The 15,985-nt window shown below is 34.7% G+C and carries 18 protein-coding genes; 15 read left to right on the top strand and 3 right to left on the bottom strand.

Annotation, left to right across the window (positions count from 1 at the left end; all coding sequences use genetic code 11):
* Positions 1 to 142 precede the first annotated feature (142 nt).
* Both C564_RS0106630 and C564_RS0106625 read left to right on the top strand, forming a co-directional pair.
* Positions 143 to 1,681: a Ppx/GppA family phosphatase gene (locus tag C564_RS0106630; RefSeq protein ID WP_018764793.1), complete on the top strand. Its 1,539-nt coding sequence runs from the start codon at positions 143 to 145 to the stop codon at positions 1,679 to 1,681.
* A gap of 123 nt (positions 1,682 to 1,804) precedes the next feature.
* On the top strand, positions 1,805 to 3,904 hold the full coding sequence (locus C564_RS0106625) for an RNA degradosome polyphosphate kinase (protein ID WP_371410353.1): 2,100 nt from the start codon (positions 1,805 to 1,807) through the stop codon (positions 3,902 to 3,904).
* Between the two features lie 360 nt (positions 3,905 to 4,264).
* Here C564_RS0106625 and C564_RS0106620 read toward each other — a convergent pair whose 3' ends face one another.
* Positions 4,265 to 4,486, bottom strand: coding sequence for a hypothetical protein (locus C564_RS0106620; RefSeq protein WP_003199917.1), 222 nt, complete (start codon positions 4,484 to 4,486; stop codon positions 4,265 to 4,267).
* Positions 4,487 to 4,585: 99 nt separating this feature from the next.
* A complete protein-coding gene (locus tag C564_RS0106615; protein ID WP_018764791.1) occupies positions 4,586 to 5,443 on the bottom strand; it encodes a metallophosphoesterase in 858 nt (285 codons plus the stop codon).
* Between the two features lie 458 nt (positions 5,444 to 5,901).
* On the opposite strand from C564_RS0106615, the gene fadH reads away from it, so the two are divergent.
* The 3 genes from fadH to C564_RS0106600 all read left to right on the top strand — a co-directional run bounded on the left by fadH (position 5,902) and on the right by C564_RS0106600 (position 8,831).
* Positions 5,902 to 6,666, top strand: coding sequence for a 2,4-dienoyl-CoA reductase (gene fadH / locus C564_RS0106610; RefSeq protein WP_003199919.1), 765 nt, complete (start codon positions 5,902 to 5,904; stop codon positions 6,664 to 6,666).
* A gap of 264 nt (positions 6,667 to 6,930) precedes the next feature.
* On the top strand, positions 6,931 to 8,148 hold the full coding sequence (locus C564_RS0106605; protein ID WP_003199920.1) for an EAL domain-containing protein: 1,218 nt from the start codon (positions 6,931 to 6,933) through the stop codon (positions 8,146 to 8,148).
* A gap of 182 nt (positions 8,149 to 8,330) precedes the next feature.
* Positions 8,331 to 8,831, top strand: a complete 501-nt coding sequence (locus C564_RS0106600) for a DUF3993 domain-containing protein (protein WP_003199921.1) — start codon at positions 8,331 to 8,333, stop codon at positions 8,829 to 8,831.
* A 12-nt stretch (positions 8,832 to 8,843) separates the two neighbouring features.
* Here C564_RS0106600 and C564_RS0106595 read toward each other — a convergent pair whose 3' ends face one another.
* On the bottom strand, positions 8,844 to 9,086 hold the full coding sequence (locus C564_RS0106595) for a glutaredoxin family protein (protein ID WP_006095818.1): 243 nt from the start codon (positions 9,084 to 9,086) through the stop codon (positions 8,844 to 8,846).
* 233 nt (positions 9,087 to 9,319) lie between these two features.
* Between C564_RS0106595 and C564_RS0106590 the strand changes: the two genes are divergently transcribed.
* The 10 genes from C564_RS0106590 to C564_RS0106545 all read left to right on the top strand — a co-directional run bounded on the left by C564_RS0106590 (position 9,320) and on the right by C564_RS0106545 (position 15,922).
* Positions 9,320 to 9,556: a YkuJ family protein gene (locus C564_RS0106590; protein WP_000055151.1), complete on the top strand. Its 237-nt coding sequence runs from the start codon at positions 9,320 to 9,322 to the stop codon at positions 9,554 to 9,556.
* A 214-nt stretch (positions 9,557 to 9,770) separates the two neighbouring features.
* Positions 9,771 to 9,920 carry a hypothetical protein gene (locus tag C564_RS36680; protein WP_042511459.1) on the top strand — a complete coding sequence of 50 codons (150 nt, stop codon included), beginning with the start codon at positions 9,771 to 9,773 and terminating at the stop codon, positions 9,918 to 9,920.
* Between the two features lie 75 nt (positions 9,921 to 9,995).
* A complete protein-coding gene (locus tag C564_RS0106580) occupies positions 9,996 to 10,514 on the top strand; it encodes a ribonuclease H-like YkuK family protein (RefSeq protein WP_003199924.1) in 519 nt (172 codons plus the stop codon).
* A gap of 81 nt (positions 10,515 to 10,595) precedes the next feature.
* Entirely contained in the window at positions 10,596 to 10,787 is a 192-nt protein-coding gene (gene abbA, locus C564_RS0106575) for an antirepressor AbbA (RefSeq protein WP_018764790.1), read from the top strand.
* A 249-nt stretch (positions 10,788 to 11,036) separates the two neighbouring features.
* Entirely contained in the window at positions 11,037 to 11,480 is a 444-nt protein-coding gene (gene cbpB, locus C564_RS0106570) for a cyclic-di-AMP-binding protein CbpB (RefSeq protein ID WP_003199926.1), read from the top strand.
* Between the two features lie 215 nt (positions 11,481 to 11,695).
* A complete protein-coding gene (locus C564_RS0106565; protein WP_003199927.1) occupies positions 11,696 to 12,553 on the top strand; it encodes a LysR family transcriptional regulator in 858 nt (285 codons plus the stop codon).
* 71 nt (positions 12,554 to 12,624) lie between these two features.
* Positions 12,625 to 13,347: a 2,3,4,5-tetrahydropyridine-2,6-dicarboxylate N-acetyltransferase gene (gene dapD / locus C564_RS0106560; protein WP_003199928.1), complete on the top strand. Its 723-nt coding sequence runs from the start codon at positions 12,625 to 12,627 to the stop codon at positions 13,345 to 13,347.
* 154 nt (positions 13,348 to 13,501) lie between these two features.
* Positions 13,502 to 14,632, top strand: coding sequence for an N-acetyldiaminopimelate deacetylase (locus tag C564_RS0106555; protein WP_003199931.1), 1,131 nt, complete (start codon positions 13,502 to 13,504; stop codon positions 14,630 to 14,632).
* A gap of 208 nt (positions 14,633 to 14,840) precedes the next feature.
* On the top strand, positions 14,841 to 15,389 hold the full coding sequence (locus C564_RS0106550) for a peroxiredoxin (RefSeq protein WP_003199933.1): 549 nt from the start codon (positions 14,841 to 14,843) through the stop codon (positions 15,387 to 15,389).
* A 74-nt stretch (positions 15,390 to 15,463) separates the two neighbouring features.
* Complete coding sequence (locus tag C564_RS0106545) at positions 15,464 to 15,922, top strand: TlpA disulfide reductase family protein (RefSeq protein WP_003208302.1); 459 nt, start codon at positions 15,464 to 15,466, stop codon at positions 15,920 to 15,922.
* Positions 15,923 to 15,985 lie beyond the last annotated feature (63 nt).

The raw sequence follows: 15,985 nt of genomic DNA, 5'->3' as shown, positions 1-15,985 counted from the left end.
AAATAAAAGTAGTTTTTATTATATACAAAAAATGATTGTATACATTTTCAATATTAAAGCAATATTGTTACAAAAAACAACTATTTTGTATAATAGTGATAGGAATGCTTTCTAGAAAATTGATAATGAAAGAGTGAGAAGTGTGAAAGATATATTGAAACAGCAATATACCATTATTGATATTGGTTCAAATACAATGCGATTGGTGATTTATGAAAAACAAAATGGAGGCTTTTATAAGGAAGTTGAAAATACAAAGGTTGTTGCACGATTAAGAAATTATCTAATAGATGGTGTGTTAATACAAGAAGGGATGGATATACTGCTGCAAACATTACTTCAATTTCAAGAAAGTACAAGGTTTCACGGATTACATAATGTGCTTTGTGTTGCGACAGCAACAATTAGACAAGCAAAGAATCAAGAAGAAATAAAAAAACTTGTAGAAGGAAAAACTGATTTTGTGCTTAGGGTATTATCTGAATATGAAGAAGCACGCTATGGTTACTTAGCTGTGATGAATTCAACTTCTTTTACAGAAGGAGTTACTGTCGACATAGGTGGGGGAAGTACAGAGGTTACATATTTTCGGGACCGAGAAATTGTAGAATATTATAGCTTTCCTTTTGGAGCGCTTTCTTTAAAACAACAATTTATTCATCGTGAGACACCAACCAAAGAAGAATTAGAAGAATTAAGAAGATATCTATGGTATCAATTTCAAACGTTACCTTGGTTAAAGGAAAAAAGACTACCCCTTATTGCTATAGGTGGGAGTGCTCGAAATATGGTGAAAATTCATCAAAATGCAATTTCTTATCCGATAGCAGGTTTGCATTTATATAAAATGAAGGAAGCAGATATAAGGGATGTGAGAGAGGAACTAGAAAGTCTTTCTTTTACAGAATTACAGAAGTTAGATGGGTTAGCAAAAGATCGAGCTGATACAATTATTCCAGCGATAGAAGTATTTTATATGCTAACAAATATTATACAAGCCCCATCATTTGTATTAAGCAGAAAAGGGTTACGAGAAGGTGTTTTCTATGAGGAACTTACAAAAAAATTAGGTATTTCTTATTATCCAAATGTAGTAGAGGAAAGTTTACACTTATTGTCCTATGAATATGAAATGGATATGAAATTTGTCGTTCAACTTATTAAGCAAGGAACGTTAATTTGTACACAACTTGAAGAGTCTGAAATTATTTCTTTTTCAGAAAAAGATTGGGGTATATTTTATCAAGCTGCCAAAGTATTTAATATCGGGAAATACATAGATACAGAAGCAAGCCGTCTGCATACATTCTATTTATTGGCGAATAAAACAATCGACGGCATGATGCATAAAGAACGTATTAGACTTGCACTCATCGCATCTTATAAGTCGAAAATGCTATTTAAACAGCACTTAACACCATTTGAAGATTGGTTTAATAAGAGTGAACAGAAAAAAATTCGATTGTTAGGGGCAGTTTTACAATTTTCAGCTGCTTTAAATGTGAGACAAAGGGCGCTTATTGAAAAGATTAACGTGGAAAAAAATAAAGAGAAGCTTGTATTCCACATTGTTTGTAAACAATCAGCTTTAGCAGAAAAGGTACAAGCAGAAAAGCAGAAAAAGCAGTTAGAAAAAGCATTGAAGATGAATATTGATTTAATATTTGAAGAGGAATATTAAGTTGTACGGATGTCTTTACAAAAGTTTTACACTTCGATAAATTGGAATTTGTTACAATAAATGTAACTAAATTATATTGAAAAAGTTTCAAGGGAAGTGTGAGGGGAAATGGAATTGGAATTGATGAAGGAAAGCTCTATAAATTTGAATGATACTGCTTACTATAATAACCGTGAATTAAGCTGGCTTGCTTTTAATGAACGTGTGTTACAAGAGGCACAAGATGAAAGTAATCCACTTTTAGAAAGATTAAAGTTTATTAGTATTTTTAGTTCAAATTTGGATGAATTTTTTATGGTACGTGTTGCTGGATTAAAAGATCAAGTAAAAGCGGGCTTCAATCAACCAGAAAATAAGGCTGGATTAACACCCAAACAGCAGCTAAATAAAATTGCTACGAAAGCTCATGAATTGATGACAGTTCAGTATAATACATTTAAAAATACTGTGCTGCCAGCGCTTGGAATGGAAGGTATTGAGCCGTTAACATTTCAAGATTTAACGAAAGAGCAACGTGAGTTTATTGAAGAATATTTTGACGAACAAATTTTTCCAGTCTTAACACCTGTAGCGATAGATGCATATCGTCCGTTTCCGATGCTTTTAAATAAAAGTTTAAACTTAGCTACTATTCTCTATGATGAGAAACAGGTAGAGGAAGAGAACAGAACAAAGCTTGGTATTGTCCAAGTGCCTTCATTACTCGAGCGTTTTATTTTTTTGCCAAGTGAAGATCAAAAACATAAATTTATTTTATTAGAAGACGTAATTAGTAGTTTTACTCATAAATTATTTACAGGATATAAAGTATCCGCGATCACTCGTTTTCGTATTACGCGTAATGCGGATTTGACAATACATGAAGAGGGTGCACGTGATTTATTGAAAGTAATTGAAAAAGAGTTAAAAAAACGTAAGTGGGGGACGGCTGTTCGTTTAGAAATTGGAAAAGAACACGTAGATGAAAGAGTTTTAGCTTTATTATATGAAGTGTTAGAGGTAAAGGATGAAGATGTATATATGATGGAGGGACCATTAGATTTAACATGTTTATTTTCCTTATACAAAAAATTAGCACCTTTATATGAACATCTTGTTTATCCAGCTCTTATTCCGCAACCGCCTCAAGATTTAGACGATGAAGAAGATGTATTTGAGAAAGCAATTGAGCACGATATTTTATTGCATCATCCATTTGAATCTTTTCAGCCAGTTGTTGATTTTGTGCGTGATGCGGCAGATGACCCGAATGTGCTGGCTATAAAACAAACGTTATATCGTGTAAGTGGAGATTCTCCGATTATTCAGGCATTAAAGACCGCAGCGGAGAAAGGGAAACAAGTAACAGTGCTTGTTGAGTTAAAGGCTCGTTTTGATGAAGAAAATAATGTCCATTGGGCAAAGGAACTTGAACAAGCGGGTTGCCACGTTATTTATGGTGTAAGTCATTTGAAAACACATAGTAAAATTACACTTGTTGTACGAAGAAAAAACGGAAAAATTGAAAGATTTGTACATTTGGGGACAGGAAACTATAATGATGCGACTGCAAAGCTATATACAGATTTTGGCTATATTACATCCCGGAAAGATTTTGGAGTAGATGCAACAAATTTCTTTAATTATTTGAGCGGTTATACAACGAAACCTCATTTTCATCATTTGTCAGTGGCTCCTTTTGATATACGCCAGCAATTTATGGAGCTAATAGATGAAGAGATTCGCTATCATAAGCAATATGGTAATGGACACATTATTGCTAAGATGAATTCATTAACAGATAAACCGTTGATTCAAAAGTTGTATGAGGCATCGCAGGTTGGAGTGAAGGTGGAACTTATCGTGAGAGGAACATGTTGCTTACGCCCTGGTATTCAAAATGTAAGTGAAAATATTAGGGTGATTAGTCTCGTTGGACGCTACTTAGAACACAGCCGTATTTATTATTTCCATCATAATGGAGATGAAAAAATTTATTTATCTTCCGCTGACTGGATGACAAGGAATATGGAAAAGCGAGTAGAAATATCTTTTCCAATTCTAGGCCTTGAAATGAAGGCAAGAATAAACGCAATATTACAGCTTATTTTAGCAGATAATGTAAAAACGCGTGAACAAAACAAAGATGGTGAATACTATTATGTAATCAATAATAGTTCGCAAGAGATTGATAGCCAAGTGAAATTATTTAAGATGGCTTATCAAAATACTGATGTAGAGTAATGTTTTGTATATATGAAATAGTTAATAATAACTTATGAGTAAGTACCTAGTACTAAGATTATAAGGATATTATATATGAATACAAATTGAAAAAAACGACATAACTCCTTTTTTTAGGTGGGAGAGAGCATCCAGCTATGCATAGGAGCGGTCAATCCCACTTCCTGCCCCGTGCAACGGTAAAACAAAGAGAGAAAACGAATGCAGATCACTTTTTGTTCTGTATAGTAGCGGATTATATATTAAAAAATCAAAATGGATTCATATAGAAAAATGATCAAATAAAATTTCAATTAATAGAAATGAATGAAAAAAGCCTCTTATATAAATAAGGGGCTTTTTTCATAGTTTTTGTTTATATCAATAATAATACGGCTGGCATGGCCCTCCGTAACAAGGAAACGGTGTTGGCGGATATGGAGGATAGTAAGATGGTCTAGGACCGAATGCTAATGCTCCGCCAAGTAAGCCGCCAGCAAGTCCTGCTAAGAATGGAACGCCGAAGAAGGGGAAGAAGCGTGAGTCACTTACTGGGCCAATGGGTCCTGAACGAACTAGATAGGGCTGAGGATATGGGTACATGTAAAAACCTCCTTTATTGGACTCATTGTTATCATATGGTGAAAAAGCATGGATGAGCGAGTACAAGAAAGGATATATGAGAAAATAGGCAATTATAGGTTACAGGTGCTGAAGGGTGAATACTGTAATTTCAGGCCTGGACAAAAAACGAAATGGAACACGTGTCCTTCCAAGACCGCGATTTACATAAAGGAGTAATTCTTGAATATGATAAAATCCCTCAATGTAATGTTTTGCTAGTGCTGGGGTAATGATCGCTCCTAAAAAGGGAAGTTGTACTTGTCCACCATGACTATGTCCAGAAAGTTGGAGGTTTACTGGGAAGTTTGCAATTTTAGGTGCTATATCAGGTTCATGTACGAGCACAATTGTATATAGCTCTTTTTGCACATGGTGTAATGTTACCTCGATTTCTGGTTTGCCAAGAAGCATGTCATCGATTCCGAAAATAGAAATTTCACTATTATCGAATAAACGAATACGTTTTTCGGTATTTTGTAATACTTCAAAACCTGCATCACTCATAATTTGACTATAGTATTCGGTTCCATACCCACCATGATCATGGTTTCCATAGATTGCAAATTTACCAAAGGGTGCACGAATATTTCGCAAAATTGAAGAAACAAAAGGAGTTTCGCTATATGTTTGGTAGTCATCGATTAAATCACCAGTAAAAAGGACAATATCAGGCGCAGCACTATTTATTTTTGAAACGATTGTTGAAAGGTGCTGGAGAGAAAAATAGTACCCTAAATGTAAATCACTAAATTGGACGATTTTCATACTGTGAAAGTTTTTAGGAATAAGTGGAGAACGAAGGGTATGATGTGTGAAAGAAAGAAAGTTCGGCTCTATATATTTTGCATAGTAATAGCCGAGACCAGCTGTAATACAAGTATAGAGACAAGTGCGTATTCCTGTTTTTATAAAGTCTCTTCTCGTTATTTGTTTCATAGGAATATGAGCGAACCTATAGTATACAAAAGGAAGTTTATAAGATATACAGGCAAATCATTATAGGTCACTTGGCTCTCCTTTCCGTTTATTTCTTGTTCTAGAATTATATTTTGAGATATCGAAAAGTAGTATATATAAATACAAATTGAAAAACCGACAAAAACCTAATCTTTAGGTGGGAGAGAGCATCCGGCCATGCATAGAGGCAGTCAGATTTTTTTCCTGCCCCATGCTAAGTGAAAACAAAGAGAGAAAACCAGTGCGGGTCACTTTTTGTTCTGCATAGCAGTGGATTATATGTCGAAAAACCAAAATGGATTTATATAGATTATAAGAAATATGGCAATGAAAGTGATTTACTCATCTAAAGATATCAGAAAAATTTAAAAATATAAAGATTTCTATGAAATAAAGTGGTAAAATGAATATGTATTCATTTTTAGGGAGGGGAAATTTTGAAAGAAAAAGTAGCGATTATAACAGGTGGTTCAAGCGGAATGGGAAAAGGGATGGCAGCTCGTTTTGCAAAGGAAGGAGCACGCGTTGTTATTACAGGGCGTACACAAGAAAAGCTGGAAGAAGCGAAAAAGGAGATTGAGCAATTTTCAGGACAAGTATTGACAGTACAAATGGATGTTCGAAATATAGAAGATATAAAAAATATGATTGAATATGTTGATGAAAAATTTGGACGCATTGATATTTTAGTAAATAATGCAGCAGGTAATTTTATTTGCCCTGCGGAAGATTTATCGATTAATGGTTGGAATGCGGTTATTAATATTGTGCTTAACGGAACTTTTTATTGTAGTCAAGCAGTAGGGAAGTATTGGATTGAGAAGGGCATAAAAGGAAATATCATTAATATGGTAGCAACGTATGCATGGGATGCAGGACCGGGTGTCATTCATTCTGCTGCGGCGAAAGCAGGTGTGTTGGCAATGACAAAAACGCTTGCTGTTGAGTGGGGGCGTAAATATGGTATTCGCGTCAATGCAATTGCTCCTGGACCAATTGAACGAACAGGTGGTGCGGATAAATTATGGATTTCAGAAGAGGCAGCCAATCGTACACTGCAAAGCGTCCCGCTTGGTCGGCTTGGTACGCCAGAAGAAATTGCGGGTTTAGCTTTTTATTTATGCTCTGATGAGGCAGCGTACATAAATGGAACGTGTATGACAATGGATGGTGGACAGCATTTGCATCAGTATCCATTTTAAAGGGATTATATAAAGTGAAACGTGGGGATTACTGCCCATGAATGTGAGGTAAAATGTGACGGATTTGTGACATATGAAAGAAAAGTGTTTACAACAGGTTTTTTATAAGGTATATTTAAGACCTCTTTTTTCTTCATAGTAGAATTGCTAATTCCCCTTAGCATTTTACCCCTCTAATCCCTTCAGGAAAACTGAAGGGATTTTTTATTATTTTTCTATACATACCGTGTTATAATTTTTGAAAAGTAAAGGGAGGGAAACATTTTGGTAGATGCATTAGATGTGATGAGTAATTTAGATAAAGTCCTTCCTTATTATCAAGCTATTTTTAGTGCTGATGAGCATACAGTAATTGGATATGAGGTAGTAGGACGTATCCAAACGGAAGAAGGGATACAAAGTCTTTCTTCTTTTTTTCATGATGATTCCATTCCAGGTGAATTTCAACTAGAGGCGGATAATGTCATAGTAGAAAAAGCATTAGAACGTTACTTGGAAACAGATCAAAAATTTTTATTGTTTATACATCGGGGTGCGAACATATTAATGAATGATGAAGATGAAAGTTTACTTCATTTGCTGTTAATGTATGAAAAAAAAGGATTGAACTTAGGGAATATCGTTTTAGAAATAACAGAGCATGATTGTAAGGAAGATATAGAACAATTTAATCACTTACTTATGTATTACCGTACATATGGCATTCAAATTTCAATTAATAAAGTAGGGACAGGTACGAGTAATCTAGAACGAATTAGTGTGCTGGCACCTGATATTTTAAAGGTGGACTTAACGAATTTAAGACAAACTGCACTTTTACAATCTTATCAAGATATTTTATATTCTTTGTCTTTATTAGCAAGAAGAATTGGTGCGACATTATTATATGAAGAAATTGATGCTTTTTACCAACTGCAATACGCTTGGAAAAATGGTGGAAGATATTATCAAGGGGATTATTTAAAAAAATGTTTACCTGATTTTATTGAAGCGGATATTTTAAAAGAACGTCTTGGTAATGAATGTCATCAATTTATTCAACATGAAAAGAAAAAACTACAAAAAATTTATCAATTAACGGAAACATTGCGTAATCAAGTTGGGAATGTTTTATCTAAGCAGAAAAAGAATGAAGACGTTAATGATTGGTTATTGCATTTTAGTCAACATGTATCGCATTATAGTTTTCGAATCTTTATTTGTAATGAAGACGGCTTTCAGCAATCAGGAAACATTATGAAAAAAGATGGTGAATGGATTGTTATGCCAGAGTATTATATGAAAAATTGGAGCTGGCGTCCGTATTTTTTAGAAAATATAATGAAAATGAGATTTGAAAATAAAGCAAGACTCTCTGATTTATATGCAGATATAGAAACAGGAGAGATGGTACGAACGTTTTCCTTTCCAATTGACGATGAACATTTTTTATTTATTGATTTGTCCTATGAATTTTTATACGAAGAAGATGTTTTATTTTAATGCACGAAGCAATTCGTGCATTTTTTTGTTTGTTTTTAGCGTAAATTGGTAATAGTGAAAAAGATGGCAAAAATGCTGTCTATCATTGTAAAGATTTTACGAACGAAACCATCCCTTTCTTTACATAATCATTGTTACAATGAATACTACAAAGACAAGCTCTGTTAAAGGAAGGTGAAAAAATGAGAAAATATGGAATTTGGTTTGTTCTATTTTTATGTGTTGCCTTTCTAGTTGGGTATAGTGTTACAACGGTTCTTGGTAAAGAAGAAATAAAAGTGGATCGAAAAGAAGTGTTTACAACCATTCAAAAGGGATATGAGGTACAATTTTCAATTCGTGGGAAGCATTTATCAATGGGGAAGATGTATGATGCACTATCACCTTATTTTACAAATAACTTTCTTCAAGTTTTTACAGATGAAAATAGTAACGGTGACAAACAAAGTGGTGAACATTTACTTCCTACAAAAGAAGCTCCTTTTTCTTTTACTTCTCAAACAAAGTTAGCATTTGACGAAGAACATGGGCTTTTATACGTATATGAATGGGTGAAAAATGAACAATATCAAATTATCACGTTGCAAAAGGAAGAAGGGAAATGGAAATTAGCTGGTTATCATGAGAGTCAGGAGCTTTTAATAGAAATGAAAAAATTACAAGAGTTGAAAGAACAGGAATAGGTGAATCATTGCCTATTCCTGTTCTAGATTTAGTAACTGTTGTAATTTTTCAATTTGAAAACCAGAGACAACTTCCCCATCAATGACAACGGTTGGAGTTGAGTATGAGTTATAGTCATATAAAAGACGGTCGCGAGCAGCGGTATCCTTTTTGACATCAAATTCTTTGTATGTTATGTTGTTGTGTTTTAAGAATTCTTTTACAATGGTACATGGTGGACAATCTGGTTGTGTATAAACCTCTATTTTTTTCATTATAAATCCTCCTCTTTTTCTGCTTTTTATTATATTCCGCAGCTACAAAAACCGCAATAAAGGAAAAAAAAGATTTCCTTTCTGCTTTTTACTTCTTTTTTCGACAAATTTTAGTTGAGTTTCTCGTCAAGAAGCTTTATCCTAGAGTGTGGAACATTTTTTCTGTTATGACGGATAGAATGAGTATAGCTGTAAAACCTATTGGTAGGAAGATTAGAGAAAGGGGAGATTTCATGTCTCTACTCCAAGGAATTTTAACTCGACTTGTTAGTCTACAAGAACAAGCTGAAAGCGGTGAAGTAGCACAACGCTATTTTGAAGTGAACGGTGAACGCAAATGTAGCGTGAAATTTTTCGATAAAAGTGAAATGTATGAGTTAGAAGTGTATCAGCAAGGCGAAAAGCCACAAGTGTATCAATTCGATAACATTGATATGGTTGCAATTGAGATCTACGATATTATTTCTTGATACATACAAAAAAGGTACCGCGAGAAGCGGTACCTTTTTTGGTGATTTTAATAATAACTTCATTCTTCATTAATGGGTAGTAAGAGGATAAGGAATTAAAGAAGATATGTGGAGATAACGATTTGTAAAAGCTTGATGGAAGTTTCACTTTATATGTATAAGATTTTTTGGTTCTTCCTACACTGATATTAAAAGTTTGAAGGGAATGTGGAGTGTGGAACGATTACCAATTGTTGTTTGTCCAAAATGTCATATGTCATTTGAAATTGATCATGTGCTAACAGCTCAGTCTAATCAGAATGTAATTTATACTTGTCCAGCATGTAAGTATTCCATCCGAAATATAGAAACAAGTAAAGGATAATAAAGTCATATTTTCCTCTTTTGTCCCATACAATGAGAATGCAAAAAGTCTGTCTAATCGAAGGGACGTGACTATGTGGACGGTGAGCATCCATTTTATAATGTATCAGAGAGGAATATGAATTTTGAAACGGTTTTCTCACGCATCTGTAATTTTATTAAAAGAGATCCACGCAATTTATATCGACTGTCTATTGGAACTGATTCACAAGCACATCAAAAAGATACTCGTTTTATTACGGCAGTGCACATTCATCGTGTTGGGAAAGGAGCATGGGGATGTTTAAAACATAAAGCAGTACATAAAAGACCACCTACCTTACGTGAGAAAATATATTTAGAAACACAGTTTAGTCAAGAAGTCGCCTGTTTGTTTACACCGGAACATATAAGGCGGATATGGGAGATTTTACATCCATACGCTCATGAAGGAGCTGGATTTGTAATGGAAATTCACTTGGATATAGGAAATAATGGATTAACAAAAGAATTTATTTCGGATATGACAATGAAGGTGAAGGCGATGGGGCTGACTGCAAAAATTAAACCTGATGCTTATGCAGCTTTTAGTTATGCAAATCGATATACAAAGTAAAAAACTGAATTTTTTATCTATTAAACTAAGCGAATATTTTATATAATAAATAATAAGAAAAAAGCATAAGGAGAGGAGTATATGCAGACGGAAGTTACTTTAACAAACGAAGAAAAAAGCTTGCTGTTAGATATTTTATTTCGTCAAAACTACGCTACTGAAATTCTAGCTGTTGAGCTTGCAGATATTGAAATTGGTTTAAAAAAAGCTGATATTTCCCAATATAGAAGAATTACAAGGTTATTTAATCGATTAAAAAATGAAGGATACTAAGAGCTACCAGAAAGGTAGTCTTTTTTTTGTGTTCTATGGTAAAATGAACTGTGTATCATTATTTTTTATTGTAATAAATAAGGACAAAATAATAATATGAAAACGCTATCATAAGATATGAGTAGAAATGGGAAATAAAGTGACACTTTTAGCCGTGGATATGATTAACTTCGAACAGTAAGGTTCTTATGAATAGTCTATTGGAGATCATGTTAGCAGGAAAAAGGGAGAAAAAGTGGGGGATATAAAATGATTAGTATTCCGAAAGATGAGTTTCAACAAGTTCTTGTAAAGGATTTAATGATTTCATCAGAAAAAGTTGCACATGTTCAAATTGGAAATAGCTTAGAACATGCTTTACTTGTTCTTGTAAAGTCTGGATATTCTGCGATTCCTGTTTTAGATCCCATGTATAAATTGCATGGATTAATAAGTACTGCGATGATTTTGGATGGTATTTTAGGGTTAGAACGCATTGAATTTGAAAAGCTTGAGGATATGAAAGTGGAGAATGTAATGAAAAAGGACATTCCGAATCTTGGACTTGAAGATTCATTTGCTAAAGCGTTAGAAATGACAATTGATCATCCATTTATTTGTGCTGTAAACAATGACGGGTACTTTGAAGGAATTTTAACAAGGCGTGCTATTTTAAAATTGTTGAACAAAAAAGTAAGACAGTATAATCGATAAAGAAGGGTAAGCGACTTCGAATAAAAAAGAAGTCGCTTTTTTATCATGCGTCTCTTTTCCATTGTGTATAGGGAACAGCGTCAACAAGTATAAAAGGTTAAGTGAAATGTCAATTTATCCAAGCTTCTTGAAAATAAAAATTAAATATCGCATGTTAGAGAATAGTGCAACATATATATTGAGGTTAGATGTAAGATAAGGAAAGAGGGAGAAAGTTGCAAATTGATGATTTTCAAATGATGGTTGTTTTAGCACAGGAATCCAATATGAGAAAAGCTGCGGAGCGCTTATTCGTTTCACAACCTGCACTCAGTCAACGATTACAATCAATGGAAAAACAGTGGGGAATGAAATTTTTTATCCGTTCTCAAAAAGGCCTGACAATTACACCAGAAGGGGAAAAAGTGGCCAATTATGCGAAAGATATGTTGCAAAGGGAAGAGGCAATTAAAAGTGAATTAGCAATCTATCGTACGGAAACATATGGGACATTAAAGATAGCTGTGGCATCTGTGATTGGACAATATTGGTTACCACCTGTTTTAAAGCGGTTTGTACAAAAATATCCATTTGTTAAAATTTCCCTTTTCACAGGATGGAGTAGTGAAGTACAGAAGCAATTCTATGAAGGGGATGTTCATGTAGCTATACTACGAGGGAAACAAGAATATAAAGGGTATAAACAGCAATTATTTGAGGATGAGCTGTATTTAGTTGACACAGAAATTAAAGATATTTCTATGTTGAAAGATACAAACAGACCGTTTATACAATTTAAAAGCGATTCCACATACTATGGACAAATACAAAATTGGTGGTATAGTTTATTTTCTAATCCTCCTAAACGAACGATTGTAGTTGATCAAATTGAAACATGTAAGCAGCTCGTTTTAAATGGAATTGGTTATGCGCTGTTGCCTTCTACTGTGTTAAAAGAAGTAAGAGAAAAGACATATAAAACGCCTGTTCAATTGACTCGAGAAACGTGGTTATTGACAAGTGATTCTGCAAGGCAACTTAAGCAAGTGCAAGCATTTTTAGATATTATAGAAGAAATTCAAATGGAAAAATAAGATTATTGTCTTGCTAGTAGCTCTTTCGTTTGGTAGAGTAACATTATAAATGGATTTAGGAGGCAACAAGCATGAAAATGATGGATGCAAACGAAATTATTTCGTTTATTCAAAAAAGCGAGAAGAAAACTCCTGTAAAGGTATACATAAAAGGGGATTTAAAAGAAGTAACATTCCCTGAAACAGTACAAGCATTTGTAAATAAAAAATCTGGTGTTTTATTTGGAGAATGGTCTGAGATTAAGACAATTCTTGAAGACAATAAAAAGCACGTTGTAGATTACGTTGTTGAAAACGACCGTCGTAATTCTGCTATTCCAATGCTTGATTTAAAAGGTATTAAAGCTCGTATTGAACCAGGTGCAATTATTCGTGACCATGTTGAAATCGGTGATAATGCAGTTATTATGATGAATGCAACGATTAATATCGGTGCAGTAATCGGTGAAGGTTCAATGATTGATATGAATGCAGTGCTTGGCGGACGTGCTACAGTAGGTAAAAACTGTCACGTTGGTGCTGGGGCAGTACTTGCAGGTGTGATCGAACCACCTTCTGCAAAACCAGTTATCGTTGAAGATGACGTTGTAATTGGTGCAAATGTAGTTGTCCTAGAAGGTGTTACAGTTGGTAAAGGCGCGGTTGTTGCAGCAGGTGCAGTTGTAACGGAAGATGTACCGCCATATACAGTGGTTGCAGGAACACCAGCTCGTGTTATTAAAGAAATTGATGAGAAGACAAAAGCAAAAACAGAAATTAAACAAGAACTTCGTCAATTAAACCCAGAAAAATAAAGAACAAAAGCGTAAGGGCAAATAAGCTCTTACGCTTTTTATAAAGTGAAACTTTTACGGGCAGTTGATCACCCACCTAACTTCTTTGCTTTCGCTGAATTTTGAGTTGGAGGTCTTACTGCCCGCGAATAGCGAGATAAATGGTGGTGGAGACATGACAGTCAGTAAATTTGTACAAATTCGTAGGGATTTACATAAGATTCCGGAGTTAGGGTTTAAGGAATGGAAAACACAACAATATATTTTAGACTATATTTATACTCTTCCTAAGGAATATATTGAAGTTAAAACATGGAAAACGGGCGTAATCGTTAAAGTGAATGGCAGAAATCCAAGGAAAACGATTGGTTATCGTGCAGATATTGATGGTTTACCGATTTCAGAGGAAACTGGGTATGAATTCGCTTCTATTCATGAAGGAATGATGCATGCATGTGGTCATGATGTGCATGCTACAATCGGCTTAGGACTCTTAACAGCGGTTGTAAATGACAGGATAGATGATAACCTTGTAGTTATTTTTCAACCGGCGGAGGAAGGACCAGGTGGCGCTTTACCTATGTTAGGAAGCGAAGAACTACAAGAGTGGAAGCCTGATATCATTCTAGGTCTTCATATCGCACCAGAGTATCCAGTGGGGACAATCGCAACAAAAGAAGGATTACTATTTGCAAATACATCGGAACTATATATTGATTTAAAAGGAAAAGGTGGACATGCAGCATATCCACATACTGCGAACGATATGATCGTTGCGGCAAGTCATCTTGTTACACAGCTTCAATCGGTTGTTAGTCGTAATGTGAATCCACTTGATAGTGCGGTTATTACAATTGGTAAAATTACAGGTGGTACAGTCCAAAACATTATTGCAGAAAAGTCTCGCCTAGAAGGGACAATTCGAACACTATCAGTTGAATCGATGAGACGAGTGAAGAGCAGAATAGAAGCGATTGTCACAGGTATCGAAGCAGCATTTCAATGTGAAGCTGTTATTGATTATGGAGCAATGTATCATCAAGTATATAATCATGAAGAGTTAACGCAAGAGTTTATGATGTTTGCATCTGAGCAAACGAATATGAATGTTGTTACATGTACAGAGGCGATGACAGGAGAAGATTTCGGGTATATGCTTCGTGATATCCCAGGATTTATGTTTTGGCTTGGGGTAGACTCAGAATATGGTTTACATCATGCAAAGCTACAACCGAAAGAAGAGGCAATCGAACAAACCATTTCGTTTTTAAATCAATATGTAAAATGGAAAGGGAACAGGGGTTAAAGCCTGTTCTTTTTATGTGGAAAATTATAATTTATGATGCATTTTTTTTGTAATTCTAACACAATACTTTATAATGGTAGGTGGAGGAACAAGTTGTTAGTAAGTTATTTTATAATAATTATCAAATAAAATTGACTAAAAACTAATTCCTCTTATATAATACAAGAGTAGACAATATATGATAAAAAATTTACGGAGGTTGATACATATGGCAGAACGTATGGTAGCAAAACAAGCGCCACGCTTTGAAATGGACGCTGTTATGCCAAACAAAGAATTTGGTAAAGTAAGTCTTGAAGAGGTTATGAAACAGGACAAATGGACGGTACTTTTCTTCTATCCAATGGACTTCACTTTCGTATGTCCAACAGAAATTATCGCACTTTCTGATCGTTATGATGAGTTCGAAGATTTAGATGCAGAAGTAATTGGTGTATCTACTGATACAATTCACACTCACTTAGCTTGGATTAACACTGACCGTACGAAAAACGGTTTAGGTGAATTAAAATACCCTCTAGCTGCTGATACAAACCATGTAGTATCTCGTGACTACGGTGTATTACTTGAAGAAGAAGGTATCGCACTTCGTGGTTTATTCATCATTAGCCCAGAAGGCGAATTAATGTACCAAGTTGTACATCACAACAACATTGGCCGTGAAGTTGACGAAGTAATTCGTGTTCTTCAAGCTCTTCAAACTGGTGGACTTTGCCCAGCAAACTGGAAACCAGGTCAAGCAACTTTAAACGTTTAATTTTATTGTGAAATATAGCAGGGTCTAACAATATTTTGTTAGGCCTTTCTCTACATCCGTAAGGGGGGAAAATCATGAAATTACGTCAACCAATGCCTTCTTTAGACGGTGCAACAACAGTGTTAAATGGAGAAGTAGTACGTGAATCACTAATTGGCGAAAAGCCAACACTTATTCATTTCTGGTCAGTTAGTTGTCACTTATGTAAAGAAGCAATGCCAGATATTAATAAATTCCGTGATGAATATAAAGAGCAATTAAATGTTGTTGCAGTTCATATGCCACGTTCAGAAGAAGATTTAAATCTTGAGCAAGTGGAAGCAGTTGCAAAAGAGCACGGAATATCCCAACCGATTTTGGTGGATAACCAACACAAGATTGCCGATGCATTTGAAAATCAATATGTACCAGCGTATTATGTATTTGATAAAAATGGTGTGCTTCGTCATTTCCAAGCAGGTGGAAGTGGAATGAAAATGCTAACAAAACGAGTAAATCGTGTGTTAGATGAAGCGAAAAAAGAAGCTGAATAAGATGGGGAGCTTTCTCTTTACATGCTAGATGGCTTGGAAGGAGAAGTTTCTTTTGATATGTGC

It is taken from the genome of Bacillus sp. 105MF (assembly GCF_000374885.1).
In the GTDB taxonomy this organism is placed as follows: domain Bacteria; phylum Bacillota; class Bacilli; order Bacillales; family Bacillaceae_G; genus Bacillus_A; species Bacillus_A pseudomycoides.
Note: the sequence above shows the minus strand (reverse complement) of the source record. Positions and strands in the feature narration are given on the sequence as shown.

Excerpts from the sequence above, each read along its gene's own strand:
- C564_RS0106600 (WP_003199921.1), top strand. The coding sequence starts at position 8,331 with ATGAGAAAATATGGAATTTGGTTTGTTCTATTTTTATGTGTTGCCTTT.
- cbpB (WP_003199926.1), top strand. The coding sequence starts at position 11,037 with ATGATTAGTATTCCGAAAGATGAGTTTCAACAAGTTCTTGTAAAGGAT.
- C564_RS0106625 (WP_371410353.1), top strand. The coding sequence starts at position 1,805 with ATGAAGGAAAGCTCTATAAATTTGAATGATACTGCTTACTATAATAAC.
- C564_RS0106550 (WP_003199933.1), top strand. The coding sequence starts at position 14,841 with ATGGCAGAACGTATGGTAGCAAAACAAGCGCCACGCTTTGAAATGGAC.
- C564_RS0106620 (WP_003199917.1), bottom strand. The coding sequence starts at position 4,486 with ATGTACCCATATCCTCAGCCCTATCTAGTTCGTTCAGGACCCATTGGC.
- abbA (WP_018764790.1), top strand. The coding sequence starts at position 10,596 with ATGCAGACGGAAGTTACTTTAACAAACGAAGAAAAAAGCTTGCTGTTA.
- dapD (WP_003199928.1), top strand. The coding sequence starts at position 12,625 with ATGAAAATGATGGATGCAAACGAAATTATTTCGTTTATTCAAAAAAGC.
- C564_RS0106545 (WP_003208302.1), top strand. The coding sequence starts at position 15,464 with ATGAAATTACGTCAACCAATGCCTTCTTTAGACGGTGCAACAACAGTG.
- C564_RS0106595 (WP_006095818.1), bottom strand. The coding sequence starts at position 9,086 with ATGAAAAAAATAGAGGTTTATACACAACCAGATTGTCCACCATGTACC.
- C564_RS0106615 (WP_018764791.1), bottom strand. The coding sequence starts at position 5,443 with ATGAAACAAATAACGAGAAGAGACTTTATAAAAACAGGAATACGCACT.
- C564_RS0106555 (WP_003199931.1), top strand. The coding sequence starts at position 13,502 with ATGACAGTCAGTAAATTTGTACAAATTCGTAGGGATTTACATAAGATT.
- C564_RS0106590 (WP_000055151.1), top strand. The coding sequence starts at position 9,320 with ATGTCTCTACTCCAAGGAATTTTAACTCGACTTGTTAGTCTACAAGAA.